Here is a 14,384-nt window from a genome sequence, read left to right on the forward strand (position 1 = left end):
ATGATACACTCCCCGGCACCCAGCGCGATCCGACCGGAGGCAACTGGCGTTAAACCGCCAATGAACACGATGGCCATGGAATCCAATGACCTGCGCAAAGTCGGCCTGAAGGTGACGCATCCGCGGATGCGCATCCTGGCGCTGCTCGAGCAGAACACCCCGCACCACCACCTCACCGCCGAGGACATCTATCGCCAATTGCTCGATTGCGGCGACGAGATCGGCTTGGCCACGGTCTACCGCGTGCTGACCCAGTTCGAGGCGGCCGGGCTGGTGCTCAAGCACAATTTCGAAGGCGGGCAGGCGGTCTACGAACTGGACCGCGGCGGCCACCACGACCACATGGTCGACGTGGACACCGGCAAGATCATCGAGTTCGAAAGCCGCGAGATCGAGGAGCTGCAGAAGAAGATCGCTACCGACCACGGCTACGAGCTCGAAGAGCATTCGCTGGTGCTGTACGTGCGCAAGAAGCGGCGGTGAGCCTGTCCGGCGGCAGTGCCGTCGGAGCGTGTATCGAAGCGACACCGGCCTTGCGCCGGTGTCGTCGTTTTCGGGGCCGGCATCACAACGGCCATTCGCAAAAAATCTCGTAGGTGCGGGGCTTGCCCCGCACGGGGCTTTCACGGTGAAGCGTCATGCGGGGCAAGCCCCGCATCTACGATCAGGCAGCCGCCGGTGTGCTCAGGCTTCGGCCAACAGCTTGCGCGCGGCCGCCCGCGCCTCCTTGCTGACCTCGGCGCCGCCGAGCATGCGCGCCAGCTCCTCCTCGCGGCCCTTGCCGTCGAGCAGTTCCACCGCGCTCTGGGTCATGCCCTCCACCGGCGCCTTGCTGACCCGGTAATGGGCGTGGCCCTTGGCCGCGACCTGCGGCAGGTGGGTCACGCACAGCACCTGCCGGCGCTCGCCGAGCGCGCGCAGCTTGCCGCCGACGATGTCGGCCACCGCGCCGCCGATGCCGGAATCCACTTCGTCGAACACCATCGTCGGCACCGCGTCCAGCCCGAGTGCGGCGACCTCGATGGCCAGCGAGATGCGCGACAGCTCGCCGCCGGAGGCGACCTTGCGCAGGGCGCGGGGCGGCTGGCCGGCGTTGGCGGCGACGAGGAACTCGGCGCGCTCGGCGCCGTTGGGGTCCGGCCGCGGCTGGGCCTGGGGCTCCAGTTCGATCAGGAATTGGCCGCCGCCCATGCCCAGTTCGCCGATCAGCGCGGTGGTGGTGGCCGACAGCGCCTTGGCCGCCGCGCCGCGGCTGGCGCTGAGCAGCGCCGCCTGCGCCTGCCAGTGCGCGGCGGCGGCGTCGATCTCGCCGGCCAGCCGCGACAGGCGTTCGTCGGCGCCGCGCAGCTGTTCCATTTCGGCGTCGAGGCGGTCGCGGGTGGCGGCCAGCTTCTCCATCGGCACGCGGTGCTTGCGGGCCAGGTCATGCAGGCGGCCGAGGCGGCGCTCGATGTCCTCGAAGGCGTCCGGGTCGCTGTCCAGGTCGTCCTGCACGCGGTCCAGTTGCGCCAGGGCTTCGTGCAGCTGGATGCCGGCGGCGTCGAGCATGGCGTCGATCTCGCCCAGCCGTGCGTCGTGCTGGCTGACCCGCGACAGCTCGTGCCGCACCTGCTGCAGCAGGCCGAGCAGCGACGGGCCGTCGTCGCCGTTGAGGGTGCTGCCGGCCAACTGGCAGGCCTCGATCAATGCGGCCGAATGCGCCTGCCGGCGGTGGCTGGCGGCCAGCGCCGCCACCGCCGCCGGTTCCAGTTCCTCGCGCTGCAGCTCGCCGAGCTGGTGGGCGAGGAAGCCGAGGCGGTCGGAGACGTCGCCCTGCTGTGACAGCGCCTCGCGCTCGTCCACCAGCGCCTGCCAGCGGCCGGCGGCGGCGCGCACGGCGGCGCGTTCGGCATCGTTGCGGGCATAGGCGTCGAGCAGGGCCAGCTGGCTGGGGCGCGAGAGCAATGCCTGCTGCTCGTGCTGGCCGTGGATCTCGACCAGGAACGCGGCCAGTTCCGACAGCTGCGACACCGGCACCGGGCGGCCGTTGATGAAGGCGCGCGAGCCGCCATCGGCACGGATCACCCGGCGCAGTTGGCATTGCGCGTCGTCGTCCAGCTCGTTGTCGCGCAGCCATTGCCGCGCCGGGGCGTCGTCGGCCAGGTCGAACTCGGCCGACAACTCGGCGCGGCCGGCGCCGTGGCGGACCACGCCGCTGTCGGCGCGCAGCCCGGACAGATAGCCCAGCGCGTCGACCATCAGCGACTTGCCGGCGCCGGTTTCGCCGGAAACCACGGTCATGCCCGGCCCGAATTCCAGTTCGGTGGCGCGGACGACGGCAAAATCCTTGATCGAAAGATGTCTGAGCATGGCGGGCAGGGAATGGGGCCGCGCAAAACTAGCATGCGCATGCGGCAGGTCAATGCGGCGCAGGGTGGCCGGCGCCCGTCTCACCGGCTGCGCCGGCCTTGAAAGCGGCGGCAGCGCCCACATACGGGGCCGGGTGGGCGGCAGAACGACCGCCAGGAAACAGGAAATGAACCAAGACCACCCCGAATTCGAGACCATGCCCGGTGCCGAAGATGTCGCCGGACAGCACGAGGCGCAGGTCCAGGCCCTGCAGGCCGAGATCGAGCAGCTCAAGGGCGAATCGCTGCGCGAGCGCGCCGACCTTGAGAACCAGCGCAAGCGGCTGGTGCGCGACGTCGAGCAGGCCCGCAGGTTCGCCAACGAAAAACTGCTGGGCGACCTGCTGCCGGTGTTCGACAGCCTCGATGCGGGGCTGGCCGCGGCCGGCAACGAACCCAGCCCGCTGCGCGAAGGGCTGGAGCTGACCTACAAGCAACTGCTGAAAGTGGCGGGCGACAACGGCCTGACCCTGCTGGACCCGACCAGCCAGCCGTTCAACCCTGAGCACCACCAGGCCATCAGCCAGGTCGATGCCCCGGCGGGCGTGGCCCCGGGCACGGTGGTGACGGTGTTCCAGAAGGGCTACCTGCTCAACGAGCGCCTGCTGCGGCCGGCGCTGGTGGTGGTGGCGAAGTACGACTGACGGCGGGGCGGGGAAGGCGATTCCCGGGGCAATGCCCGGCCGTCCTCCCTTGAAAGCCCGCGCGGCGTCCTTACATCACCCACATCGGCGGCGTGGCCGCCCCCCAGATTGAATTCCAGAGGAAACCGGCAATGGCAAAGATCATCGGCATCGACCTCGGCACCACCAACTCGTGCGTGGCGATCATGGACGGCGGCAAGGCCCGCGTCATCGAAAACTCGGAAGGCGACCGCACCACGCCCTCCATCGTCGCCTACACCAAGGACGGCGAAGTGCTGGTGGGCGCCTCGGCCAAGCGCCAGGCGGTCACCAACCCGAAGAACACCTTCTACGCGGTCAAGCGCCTGATCGGCCGCAAGTTCACCGACGGCGAAGTGCAGAAGGACATCGCCCACGTGCCGTACGGCATCCTCGCCCACGACAACGGCGACGCCTGGGTGCAGACCAGCGACGGCAGGAAGATGGCGCCGCAGGAAATCTCCGCCAAGGTGCTGGAGAAGATGAAGAAGACCGCCGAGGACTTCCTCGGCGAGAAGGTCACCGAGGCGGTCATCACCGTGCCGGCCTACTTCAACGACAGCCAGCGCCAGGCGACCAAGGACGCCGGCCGCATCGCCGGGCTGGACGTCAAGCGCATCATCAACGAGCCGACCGCCGCGGCGCTGGCCTACGGCCTGGACAAGGGCGACAACAAGGACCGCAAGATCGTCGTCTACGACCTGGGTGGCGGCACCTTCGACGTGTCGATCATCGAGATCGCCAACGTCGACGGCGAGAAGCAGTTCGAGGTGCTGGCCACCAACGGCGACACCTTCCTCGGCGGCGAGGACTTCGACAACCGCGTCATCGAGTACCTGGTGGACGAGTTCAACAAGGACCAGGGCATCGACCTGCGCAAGGACCCTCTTGCTCTTCAAAGGCTCAAAGACGCGGCCGAGCGCGCCAAGATCGAGCTGTCCAGCGCGCAGCAGACCGAGGTCAACCTGCCGTACGTCACCGCCGACGCCAGCGGCCCGAAGCACCTGAACATCAAGCTGACCCGCGCCAAGCTGGAAGCGCTGGTCGAGGACCTGATCAAGAAGTCGATCGAGCCGTGCCGCACCGCGCTGAACGATGCCGGCCTGCGTTCGAGCGACATCAACGAGGTGATCCTGGTCGGCGGCCAGACCCGCATGCCCAAGGTGCAGGCGGCGGTGGCCGAGTTCTTCGGCAAGGAGCCGCGCAAGGACGTCAACCCGGACGAGGCCGTGGCCTTGGGCGCGGCGATCCAGGGCGGCGTGCTGGCCGGCGACGTCAAGGACGTGCTGCTCCTGGACGTGACCCCGCTGAGCCTCGGCATCGAGACCCTGGGCGGCGTGTTCACCAAGATCATCGAGAAGAACACCACCATCCCGACCAAGGCCTCGCAGACCTTCTCCACGGCCGAGGACAACCAGTCGGCGGTGACCGTGCACGTGCTGCAGGGCGAGCGCGAGCAGGCCCGCTACAACAAGTCGCTGGCCAAGTTCGACCTGACCGGCATCGAGCCGGCGCCGCGCGGCCTGCCGCAGGTGGAGGTGTCCTTCGACATCGACGCCAACGGCATCCTGCACGTGTCGGCCAAGGACAAGAAGACCAACAAGGAACAGAAGGTCGAGATCAAGGCCGGCTCGGGCCTGTCCGAGGACGAAATCAACCGCATGGTCGCCGACGCCGAGACGCACCGCGAGGAAGACAAGAAGTTCCAGGAACTGGTGCAGGCCCGCAACCAGGCCGACGGCTTGATCCATGCCACCCGCAGCGCCATCACCGAGCACGGCAGCAAGGTCGGTGGCGACGTGATCGGCAAGGTCGAGTCGGCGCTGGCCGACCTGGAAACGGCGATGAAGGGCGACGACAAGGCACAGATCGAGGCCCGCTCGAAGGCGCTGGAAGAGGCCGGGCAGTCGCTGTACGCGGCCGCGGCGGCCTCCGAGCAGGGGGGCGATGCCGCGCAGGGTGCGGGCGCCTCCCCGGGCCCGGCGCACGACGACGTGGTGGATGCCGAGTTCACCGAGGTCAAGGACGACAAGAAGTCCTGACGTCCATGGCCCCTCTCCCGCCGGGAGGGGGGTGGGGTGAGGGTTCGGGGTTGCCATGCGGCCCCGGACCCTTGTCTTGTAGCCAACCCGCACCCCAGCCCTCCCTGGAGGGGGAGGGAGAGGTAAAGCATGAGCAAGCGCGATTACTACGAAGTCCTGGGCGTGGCCCGCGACGCCGGCGACGATGAGCTGAAGAAGGCCTACCGCCGCTGCGCGATGAAGTTCCACCCGGACCGCAACCCGGGCGACGCGGCTGCCGAAGCCTCCTTCAAGGAGTGCAAGGAAGCCTATGAAGTCCTGTCCGACGGCAACAAGCGGCGCATGTACGACGCCCACGGCCACGCCGCGTTCGAGCACGGCATGGGCGGCGGCGGTGCCGGCGGCCCGGACATGAACGACATCTTCGGCGACATCTTCGGCAACATCTTCGGCGGTGGCGGCGCGCGCCAGCCGCGTCGCGGCGCCGACATCGGCTACGTGATGGAGCTGGACCTGGAAGAAGCGGTGGCCGGCGTCGAGCGCCGCATCGAGATCCCGACCCTGGCCGAGTGCGGCGACTGCAACGGCAGCGGTTCGGAAGACGGCAAGGTGGAAACCTGCAACGTCTGCGGCGGCCGCGGCCAGATACGCATGCAGCGCGGCATCTTCGCCATGCAGCAGGCCTGCCACAACTGCGGCGGGCGCGGGCAGATCATCGCCAGGCCGTGCAAGACCTGCCACGGCAACGGCCGTGTCGAGGAAGACAAGGTGCTGTCGGTCAAGGTGCCGGCCGGCGTGGACAGCGGCGACCGCATCCGCCTGCAGGGCGAGGGCGAGGCCGGCCCGCCGGGCACGCCGCCGGGCGACCTGTACGTGGAAGTGCGCGTGCGCGAGCACCCGATCTTCACCCGCGACGGCGACGACCTGCATTGCGAGGTGCCGATCCGCATCTCGCAGGCGGCGCTGGGCGATACCGTGCGCGTGGCCACGCTCGGCGGCGAGGCGGAAATCCGCGTTCCCGCCGAAACCCAGACCGGCAAGCTGTTCCGCCTGCGCGGCAAGGGCGTCAAGTCGGTGCGCAGCCGCACCGAGGGCGACCTGTACTGCCGCATCCTGGTGGAAACCCCGGTGAACCTGACCGCCGAGCAGCGCAAGCTGCTGGAGCAGTTCGAGGCCACCTTCGCCGGCGAGGAAGCGCGCAAGCATTCGCCGAAGTCGGCCACCTTCATCGACGGCGTCAAGGGCTTCTGGGACCGGATGACCTCGTCCTGAAAAGCCCCTCTCCCCATGGGAGAGGGGTTGGGGTGAGGGGCGAACGTAGTCCATGATGGTCAACCATCTGGACTACGTTCGCCCCTCATCCGCCCTTCGGGCACCTTCTCCCGAGGGGAGAAGGGGAAAGCCAAGGCGTGCCCTTGCAGTTCGTCGTCCCCGCATTGGTTGCGCGCGCATCCATGCAGCCGGTCGCCATTGCCGCGGGCGTAAAATGCGGCGATGAACGATATCGACCACAGCCACCTCGTGCACGGTCGTCGGCAGCGGCCCGAGGGGCCGTCGCCGGTGGACGTGATTTCCGTGCAGTCGCAGCTGGTCTACGGCCACGCCGGCAACAGCGCGGCGGTGCCGCCGCTGCGCGCGCTGGGCATGCGGGTGGCGGAAATCCCCACCACCCTGCTGAGCAATGCGCCGTTCTACGACACCCTGCGCGGGCGCGTGCTGCCGGCCGACTGGTTCACCGATCTGCTGCTGGGCGCCAGCGAGCGCGGCCTGCCGCAGCGCGCCGGGGCACTGGTTTCCGGCTATTTCGGCAGCGTCGCCAACGGCACGGCATTTGCCGATTGGCTGGACGCGACGCTGCCGTCCTGCCCGGGCCTGCGCTATTGCCTCGATCCGGTGATCGGCGACACCCATACCGGCCCCTACGTCGAACCGGGGCTGGAAGCGATCTTCGCCGAGCGGCTGTTGCCGCATGCGTGGCTGGTGACGCCCAACGCCTTCGAGCTGGGCCGGCTCACCGGCATGCCGGCGCTGGAACAGGACGACGCCATCGCCGCTTCGCGCAGGCTGCTGGAGCGTGGCCCGCAGTGGGTGATCGCGCATTCGGTGTCCGGCGATCCCGGCGAACTGGTGACGCTGGCGATTGGCCGCGATGAAGTCTGGCGCTGGACCTCGCCGCACCTGCCGGTGGACGTGGCCGGCACCGGCGACGTGCTGATGTCGCTGCTGGTCGCCTTCCTGCTCAAGGGCCATGCGTTCGCCGATGCCGTGGGCCGCGCCATCGCCGGCGTGCATGCCGCGCTGGAGGCGACGCTGGCGCAGGGCGTGGAGGAGTTCGACGTGCTGGCCGCGGCACCGGCTGCGCTGGGCACGCCGCACCGGTTCCGTGCCGAGCGCTTGGCGTGAGCCTGCCCGCGACCACTTCGCCGGTCATCGGCATCGTCGGCAGCGGCGGCGCCTATGGCCGCTGGCTGCGCGGCTTCTTCCAGTCGCGCATGGCGCTGGAGGTGATTGGCCACGACCCGGTCGACAGCGACTCGCACACGCCCGAGCAGTTGCTGGAACAGGCTGACGTGCTGCTGTTTTCCGCGCCGATCCGGCATACGCCGGGGTTGATCCGCGACTACATACGCCAGTCCGGCGGCCGCGAACACGGGCGGCTGTGGCTGGACGTCACCTCGATCAAGACCGCGCCGGTGGCGGCGATGCTGGAGTCGCAGGCGGCCGTGGTGGGCCTGCACCCGATGACCGCGCCGCCCAAGGCGCCGACGCTGCGGGGGCGGGTGATGGTGGTCTGCGAAGCGCGGCCCGATGCGCGCTGGCAGCCGTGGCTGGCGCGGTTGTATGCCGCGCTGGAAGCCGATTGCGTGGCGGCCACGCCCGAGCACCACGACCGGGTGATGGCGCTGGTGCAGGCGATGGTGCATGCCACCCATCTGGCGCAGGCCGGCGTGCTGCGCGAGTACGCGCCGCTGCTCGGCGAACTGCAGGCATTGATGCCGTACCGCTCGACCGCGTTCGAAATGGACGCGGCGGCGATCGCCCGCATCCTGTCGCTGAACCCGGCGATCTACGAGGACATCCAGTTCGGCAACCCGCATACGGTGGAGATGCTCGACCGGCTGCTGCGGCAGCTGCAGCAGCTGCGCGCGCTGGTGGGCGCCGGCGACGATGCGTCGCGCGCCGCCTTCCGCCGGCAGTTCCTGACCGGCAACCGCGAGGCGATCGACGCGGCGACCCTGCAGGAAGGCAACTACAGCTTCGAGCGGCTCGGCTACCTGCTGGCCGACCTGAGCGAGCGCCGCGCGATCAGCGTGCACCTGCCGGAGGACCGCGCCGGCTCGTTGCGCGAACTGCTGCACGTGTTCGAGCGCCACGGCATCAGCCTGGCCTCGATCCACTCCTCGCGCACGCCGGCCGGCGAGGTGCATTTCCGCATCGGCTTCGACCACGAATATGCGGCGGAAATCGTCGAAGCGGCGGTGGCCGAGATCGACCGCAGCGGCATCGGCCGGGTGCTGGAACGCTGAGCGCGCGCATTCATCCACAGCCGGTGTGGATGAACTGCGCACAAACCTGTGGATGAATGCCGGCGGCCGTTGCGGCGCAAGGCTGTCAAGAGGGCTGGTGAATTATTCGCCAGCCACGATGCAGGAGCGCACTTTGGTGCGCGGGAGGCTTTCCCGGTAATGCCCGTTCGCGCACCAAGGTGCGCTCCTGCGCAGGTTCGTTCAGATCCGCAGCGTCAGCTCGCCGTCGACGGTAGTGAATTCGCGGGCATTGCGCCGCAGGTGGCGGCCGTCGTCCAGCTCGTAACGCGGGCCGCTGTCGGCGGCATTCTGCGTGTCGCCGGGCTCGGGCTTGAACTCGATGATGATGCGGCTTTCGCCATTGGTGTCGGTGGCGGGGAACTGGCGGAACGACATGACGAACCTCCTGCTTGGCATGCAACCCGGTGTGACGGGGCGAGCATGCGCCCGGCAGCGTTAGTCGCGCGTTATCAGTCGATGAACTGCAGCCGCGCCAGCTCCGCGTACAGGCCACCTTCGCGCAGCAGCTGCTCGTGCGTGCCCTGGGCGACGATGCGGCCGTGGTCCATCACCACGATGCGGTCGGCCTTGAGCACGGTGGCAAGGCGATGCGCGATCACCAGCGTGGTGCGCCCGGCCATCAGCCGCTCCAGCGCCTGCTGCACCGCACGCTCGCTCTGCGCGTCCAGCGCGCTGGTGGCTTCGTCCAGCAGCAGCACCGGCGCGTCCTTGAGCAGTGCGCGGGCGATGGCGATGCGCTGCTGCTGGCCGCCGGACAGGCGCGCGCCGCGTTCGCCCAGTTCGCTGGCATAGCCTTCGGGCAGGGTACGGATGAATTCGTCGGCCTCGGCGGCGCGGGCGGCGGCATGCAGTTGCTCGTCGCTGGCTTCGAGCCGGCCGTAGCGGATGTTGTCGGCGGCGCTGCTGGCGAACAGCGCCGGCTGCTGCGGCACCAGCGCCACCTGCTCGCGCAGCGCGGTGGGGTCGGCATCGCGCAGGTCGACGCCGTCGATGCTGATCGTGCCGCCGTCCGGGTCGTGGAAACGCAGCAGCAGCGACAGCACGGTGCTCTTGCCGGCGCCGGAGGGACCGACCAGCGCGACGGTTTCGCCCGGCCTCACGTGCAGGGTGAAGCCTTCCAGCGCGGCCTGGGTGGGGCGCTGCGGATAGTGGAACACCACGTCGTCGAAGCGGATGTCGCCGCGCAGCGGTACGGGCAACATCTGTGGCGATGCTGGGGCACGCACGCCGGCCGATTCCTGCAGCAGCTCGGCGATGCGGCCCATGCCGCCGGCCGCGCGCTGCAGTTCGTTCCAGACTTCGGCCAATGCGCCGACCGAGCCGCCGCCGATCAGCGCATAGAACACGAACTGGCCGAGCTCGCCCTTGCTGATGCGCCCGCCGATCACGTCGTGCGCGCCGGACCACAGCACCAGCACCACCGCGCCGAACACCAGGGTGATGACGATGGCGGTGACCAGCGACTGGGTGCGGATGCGGCGCCGGGCGGTATCCACCGCCACGCGCACGGCGGCGGCGAAGCGGCCGGTCTCGTAGCCTTCGCGCGCATGCGCCTGCACGGTGCGGATGGCGCCGAGGGTTTCGCTGGCGAGGTTGTTGGCGTCGGCGACGCGGTCCTGGGTGGCGCGCGAGGCCTTTTCCAGCCGGCGCGCGCCGAGCACGATCGGCAGCACCGCCAGCGGGATGCCGACCAGGGTGAAGGCGGCCAGCCGCGGGCTGGTGACGAACAGCATCGCCAGGCTGCCGACCACGGTGACGGTGCTGCGCAGCGCCACCGACATGCTGCTGCCGACCACGCTGCGCAGCAGCTCGCTGTCGGCCGACAAGCGCGACACCAGCTCGCCGCTGCGATTGCGGTCGTGGAACTGCGCGTCCAGCGCCACCAGGTGCGCATACAGCTGCCGGCGCAGGTCGGCCACGACCTTTTCGCCCAGCAGCGAGACGAAGAAGAAGCGCGCCGCGCTGGCCAGCGCCAGCACCACCACCACCGCGAACACCAGCAGGAATACCTGGTCGATGTTGCCGCCGCTGCTGAAGCCGTCGTCGATCATGCGCCGGAACGCGACCGGGAAGCTCAGCGTCGCCGCCGAGGCCACCGCCAGCGCTGCCAGCCAGGCCACGAACAGGCCCATGTGCCGGCGCACGAACGGCCACAGCGCGCGCAACGTGCCGAGCTTGGCCTTGTTGCGGCCGGGGGTGGGTTCGGTGGCGGACGTGTCGGTCATCGGGGAGTGGCTGCGTGGGAGAAGAGGGAAGTGCAGGCCGGCAATGGCCGGGAGGACGGTGGAGGGGAAAATCGACAACCCCCTCCCGGTCGTTCACTCGTCGCTCCACCGCACCCTGTCACGGGTGGCGTCGCGCAGGCGGGTTTTCAAGTCATCGACGCGTTCGGCCGGCAGTTCGACGTGCAAGCGTGCGCCATGTTCGTCGAAGCTTTCGCCGAGCTTGTCCACCACATGCGCGGCCAGCAGCGTGTGCACGCTGCCGAGCGCATCGAACGGGCAGGCCAGATGCAGCCGCTTCATCGCGATCAGCGGCAGCCGTGGCGCCAGCCGCAGGCATTCGGCCGCGGCGCCGCCATAGGCGCGTACCAGCCCGCCGGCGCCAAGCTTGATGCCGCCGAACCAGCGGGTGACGACCACGACGATGCGGTCATAGCCCTGTCCATCGATGGCGGCCAGGATCGGGCGCCCGGCGGTGCCGGCCGGTTCGCCATCGTCGCTGGAACGGTATTCGCCGCCGTGGCGGTAGGCCCAGCAGTTGTGGGTGGCGTCGGCGACCGATACCGACGCGACGAAGGCCAGTGCATCGGCGGCGTTGCCGATGGGGGCGGCATGGGCGAGGAAGCGGCTGTGCTTGACTTCCAGCAGGTGGCTGGCGGGCGTGGCGAGGGTATCGGGCATCCCGGCCATTCTAGGCGAGAGCCCAGCGGCGGATTGGATGTCTTGCCATGTCCGGTCGGGAGAATGGGGCTTGCCGTAGATACCGTCTTGCTTAGGCGTGTGCAATGGCCTTTCGGGGATCGAAGGGCGTAGCGGACTTGAGCACCCCCCAGACGATGTGCAGGAGCTTTCGCATCAAGGCGCAGAGGATGAGCTTGGGTGGCTTGCCCCGTTCGGCCAGTCGCTGGGCAAAGGCGGCCAGCACGGGGGTGTGGCGCTTGCCCACCAGGGCCGGCATGTAGAGCTTGGCGCGCAGTGTGGCATTGCCGACACGCGAGATGCGGACCTTGCCTTCGTGCGTGCCGGACTGCCGGCGGGCTGGATTCAGCCCGGCATGGGCCACGATCTGGCCCACGTCGCTGTACTGGTTCAGCTCGCCCAGACACGCCAGCAGGAAGGCGCTGGTGGTGCCGGAGATGCCCGGGATGGTGGTAAGCAGGTCACGCCGTCCGCGCAGGTCCGGGTCATTGTCGATGTGCTCGTTGATCGCCTTCTCGATCTGGGTGATCTGCTGTTCCAGCGTCGCCACGACCTGGCCGATGCTCGCGGCCAACGCCGCATGGGTGCTCTCCAGCCGATTGAGCTCCATCTGCCGCATCTGCTTGAGCTCGTCCCGTCGGCGCACCAAGGCCCGCAACGTGCGCTCGACCGGTGTCGGCGGCACGTAGGGATGAAGCCGGTCCGGCTCCTGCAGGCGCGACTGCAAGAACCGGGCGATGAGCTTGGCATCGGTCCGGTCGGTCTTGGTCCGCAGCAACTCGCTCTGGCCGTAAGCCTTGATCTGCGCCGGATTGACCACGTAGACGGTGACCCCGGCCGCGACCAGCCGCTCGGCCAGCGCCTCGTGGTAGATACCCGTGGCTTCCATGCCCACCGCCGCTTCCGGGGCGTGAGCCTGTCTCCAGGCCAGCAGTTGTTCCCAACCCGCGGCGGTGTTGCCGAGCTTGCCCCGGGTGCGGTACTTGCCCTGCCCCAGTGGCAGGGCGATGTCGAAGGTGGCCTTGGCCACGTCGATGCCTATCACCTGCATGTCTCTGTCTCCTGCTGTCGAACCGGATACAGTGACCGCCTGGCTTGCCCTTGTTCGTGCTGGCTCTCGCAAAAGCGGGCCGAAGATACCGTTCAAGCTCCAGGGCGGAAAAGGGTTCCGATGTGCCGGATCTACGGTGCGAGCTCGAAGGCTCAAGTGCGGAGACGGCATCATCGGAACCTCCCGGATCACTCCGGGGAAGTCTGCCTGATCGGGGCAGGCTTCAAGACACAAGATGCGGGGCTTGCCCCGCATGGAGCATTACCGTGGAAGGCTCCGTACCGGGCAAGCCCGGCACCTACGAATCTTCCAGCAACGGGCGCAGGTCGCGCGGGATGCGGGCCTTCGGATGAACCTCGACGAAGCGACGCAGGCTGGCGCGCGCGCCCTCGTCGTCGCCGTCCCCGTGCCGCTGCCGGATGCGTTGCAACCATCGCCGCGGGGGCAGGGCGGCATCGGCGTCCAGGTCAGGGGATGCCGCCGTGGCGGCGGGTGCATCCAGTTTTGCCGGCGCCGGTGTTGCAGCCAGCCGTGCCGGTGCGGCACCGGCAGGGGCGGGCAGGACGATATCGGCCTGTGCTGGGCTGGCCGGCAATGGCGCGGGAGGAGCCGGCGGCGAGGGTGGCACGATTCTCGCGGAAGCCGCTTCCACCGCCCGCGACGATTCCTTGCGTGCGCGCTCGGTACGGGTCGCGGCATCGGACGCCGCGCTTGCACGAGGAGGTGGCGCCTCTGCCGGGGCAGCCATGCGGACGGCGGGTGCCACGGGTTCGATGGCCGCTTCCGGCATCGGCACGTCGGCGGCAGGGAGCGGTACGGCTGCCGGCGGCGGAAGCGCCTCGGCGAGCACGGGCAAGTCCAGCGGCGGCGGAGTGGGCCGCAGTTGCCATGCCAGACCCACCACCAGCACCAGCGACGCGGCCACGGCCAATGCCGGCACCACGGCGCGGCGGCGCCGATGCCGCGCATGCGGCGTGACGAAGGGCGCCGGCGCCGTGGGTCGCGTCGGCGCCGGTGCGGCCGGTTGCCGCGCCAGCTCGGCAATCGCGGCATCGACGCGCGGATCGGGCGCCGCGGCCGCGGGGCGACCCAGCAGCCGCGCCAGCGCGCGTTCTTCGGGGCTCAGGCGATCGGGGGTGTTCATTCGTTCAACCTCGCGCGCAGCTTGTCCATCGCATAGCGCAGCCGCGACTTGACGGTTTCCCGGCCGACGCCGGTGATCTGCCCGATCTCCTCCAGGCTCAGTTCCTGCTCCAGGCGCAGGATCACCACCTCCTGTTGCTCCGGCGGCAGCTCGGCCAGCGCGCGATGCAGCTGCAGCCGTTGCGCCTGTTCGTCGGCCAGCAGCTCCGGGGTGCGGGTATCGGCCAGCCGCGCGGTGCGCGCGTCGGCATCGTCCGGGGCGGCCGGGCGGTGGCGGGCGGCGCGCCAGTGGTCGTTGAGGCGGTTGTGGGCGATGCGGAACAACCAGGTGGCGAACGCCGCCTCCGGCTTCCAGCCCGCACGGGCATGGATCAGGCGTTGCCACACGTCCTGGAACAGCTCCTCGGCCAGCGCGCGGTCGCGCAACTGCCCGAGCAGGTAGTGGAACAGCCGGGCACGGTGGCGCGCGTACAGCTCGGCGAACGCCTCGCCGTCGCCGGCGGCATAGGCCAGCATCAGCGTTTCGTCGGTCGGTGTCTGCACGGCGGTATCCACGCGCCGCAGCCTAAGCATTCGCCGCGCCCGTGCCTAGCCGGGCATCGCCGGCACCGGAGTGCGGGTTCAGGAAATGTCGACCCGGACACCTTGGTC

The 14,384-nt window shown here is 69.4% G+C and carries 13 protein-coding genes; 6 read left to right on the top strand and 7 right to left on the bottom strand.

The window, feature by feature from the left end; genetic code table 11:
• Nucleotides 1–75: 75 nt before the first annotated feature.
• Nucleotides 76–483 carry a ferric iron uptake transcriptional regulator gene (gene fur, locus MIC98_RS09375; protein ID WP_057639743.1) on the top strand — a complete coding sequence of 136 codons (408 nt, stop codon included), beginning with the start codon at nucleotides 76–78 and terminating at the stop codon, nucleotides 481–483.
• A gap of 201 nt (nucleotides 484–684) precedes the next feature.
• Here fur and recN read toward each other — a convergent pair whose 3' ends face one another.
• Nucleotides 685–2,349 (bottom strand): DNA repair protein RecN, encoded by a 1,665-nt coding sequence (gene recN / locus MIC98_RS09380; protein WP_239736964.1) that lies wholly within the window; start codon nucleotides 2,347–2,349, stop codon nucleotides 685–687.
• Nucleotides 2,350–2,515: 166 nt separating this feature from the next.
• Here recN and grpE point away from each other — a divergent pair, with 166 nt between their 5' ends.
• The 5 genes from grpE (at nucleotide 2,516) to MIC98_RS09405 (ending at nucleotide 8,597) form a co-directional block, all read left to right on the top strand.
• Complete coding sequence (gene grpE, locus MIC98_RS09385; protein ID WP_057639704.1) at nucleotides 2,516–3,031, top strand: nucleotide exchange factor GrpE; 516 nt, start codon at nucleotides 2,516–2,518, stop codon at nucleotides 3,029–3,031.
• A gap of 131 nt (nucleotides 3,032–3,162) precedes the next feature.
• Nucleotides 3,163–5,091 carry a molecular chaperone DnaK gene (dnaK, locus tag MIC98_RS09390; RefSeq protein WP_239736965.1) on the top strand — a complete coding sequence of 643 codons (1,929 nt, stop codon included), beginning with the start codon at nucleotides 3,163–3,165 and terminating at the stop codon, nucleotides 5,089–5,091.
• 129 nt (nucleotides 5,092–5,220) lie between these two features.
• Entirely contained in the window at nucleotides 5,221–6,342 is a 1,122-nt protein-coding gene (dnaJ, locus tag MIC98_RS09395) for a molecular chaperone DnaJ (RefSeq protein WP_239736966.1), read from the top strand.
• A gap of 222 nt (nucleotides 6,343–6,564) precedes the next feature.
• Nucleotides 6,565–7,473, top strand: coding sequence for a pyridoxal kinase (gene pdxY / locus MIC98_RS09400; RefSeq protein ID WP_239736967.1), 909 nt, complete (start codon nucleotides 6,565–6,567; stop codon nucleotides 7,471–7,473).
• Nucleotides 7,470–8,597, top strand: a complete 1,128-nt coding sequence (locus tag MIC98_RS09405; protein ID WP_239736968.1) for a prephenate dehydrogenase — start codon at nucleotides 7,470–7,472, stop codon at nucleotides 8,595–8,597. Before pdxY ends, MIC98_RS09405 begins: the two co-directional genes overlap by 4 nt.
• A gap of 201 nt (nucleotides 8,598–8,798) precedes the next feature.
• Here the strand turns inward: MIC98_RS09405 and MIC98_RS09410 are convergent, their stop codons facing one another.
• From MIC98_RS09410 to MIC98_RS09435, 6 genes are all read right to left on the bottom strand, one after another.
• Nucleotides 8,799–8,993, bottom strand: a complete 195-nt coding sequence (locus tag MIC98_RS09410; protein WP_239736969.1) for a hypothetical protein — start codon at nucleotides 8,991–8,993, stop codon at nucleotides 8,799–8,801.
• A 74-nt stretch (nucleotides 8,994–9,067) separates the two neighbouring features.
• On the bottom strand, nucleotides 9,068–10,843 hold the full coding sequence (locus MIC98_RS09415; protein WP_239736970.1) for an ABC transporter transmembrane domain-containing protein: 1,776 nt from the start codon (nucleotides 10,841–10,843) through the stop codon (nucleotides 9,068–9,070).
• Nucleotides 10,844–10,936: 93 nt separating this feature from the next.
• Nucleotides 10,937–11,521, bottom strand: coding sequence for a YigZ family protein (locus tag MIC98_RS09420; RefSeq protein ID WP_239736971.1), 585 nt, complete (start codon nucleotides 11,519–11,521; stop codon nucleotides 10,937–10,939).
• 91 nt (nucleotides 11,522–11,612) lie between these two features.
• On the bottom strand, nucleotides 11,613–12,590 hold the full coding sequence (locus MIC98_RS09425) for an IS110 family transposase (protein ID WP_239736138.1): 978 nt from the start codon (nucleotides 12,588–12,590) through the stop codon (nucleotides 11,613–11,615).
• Nucleotides 12,591–12,888: 298 nt separating this feature from the next.
• Entirely contained in the window at nucleotides 12,889–13,734 is an 846-nt protein-coding gene (locus MIC98_RS09430; RefSeq protein ID WP_239736972.1) for a hypothetical protein, read from the bottom strand.
• Nucleotides 13,731–14,288: an RNA polymerase sigma factor gene (locus MIC98_RS09435; RefSeq protein ID WP_239736973.1), complete on the bottom strand. Its 558-nt coding sequence runs from the start codon at nucleotides 14,286–14,288 to the stop codon at nucleotides 13,731–13,733. Before MIC98_RS09435 ends, MIC98_RS09430 begins: the two co-directional genes overlap by 4 nt.
• Nucleotides 14,289–14,384: the final 96 nt, after the last annotated feature.

Source organism: Stenotrophomonas sp. NLF4-10, assembly GCF_022359915.1.
Classification (GTDB): Bacteria; Pseudomonadota; Gammaproteobacteria; order Xanthomonadales; family Xanthomonadaceae; genus Stenotrophomonas; species Stenotrophomonas daejeonensis.

Coding starts and splice junctions, on each gene's coding strand:
- fur (WP_057639743.1), top strand. CDS start 76: ATGGAATCCAATGACCTGCGCAAAGTCGGCCTGAAGGTGACGCATCCG.
- recN (WP_239736964.1), bottom strand. CDS start 2,349: ATGCTCAGACATCTTTCGATCAAGGATTTTGCCGTCGTCCGCGCCACC.
- grpE (WP_057639704.1), top strand. CDS start 2,516: ATGAACCAAGACCACCCCGAATTCGAGACCATGCCCGGTGCCGAAGAT.
- dnaK (WP_239736965.1), top strand. CDS start 3,163: ATGGCAAAGATCATCGGCATCGACCTCGGCACCACCAACTCGTGCGTG.
- dnaJ (WP_239736966.1), top strand. CDS start 5,221: ATGAGCAAGCGCGATTACTACGAAGTCCTGGGCGTGGCCCGCGACGCC.
- pdxY (WP_239736967.1), top strand. CDS start 6,565: ATGAACGATATCGACCACAGCCACCTCGTGCACGGTCGTCGGCAGCGG.
- MIC98_RS09410 (WP_239736969.1), bottom strand. CDS start 8,993: ATGTCGTTCCGCCAGTTCCCCGCCACCGACACCAATGGCGAAAGCCGC.
- MIC98_RS09415 (WP_239736970.1), bottom strand. CDS start 10,843: ATGACCGACACGTCCGCCACCGAACCCACCCCCGGCCGCAACAAGGCC.
- MIC98_RS09420 (WP_239736971.1), bottom strand. CDS start 11,521: ATGCCCGATACCCTCGCCACGCCCGCCAGCCACCTGCTGGAAGTCAAG.
- MIC98_RS09425 (WP_239736138.1), bottom strand. CDS start 12,590: ATGCAGGTGATAGGCATCGACGTGGCCAAGGCCACCTTCGACATCGCC.
- MIC98_RS09430 (WP_239736972.1), bottom strand. CDS start 13,734: ATGAACACCCCCGATCGCCTGAGCCCCGAAGAACGCGCGCTGGCGCGG.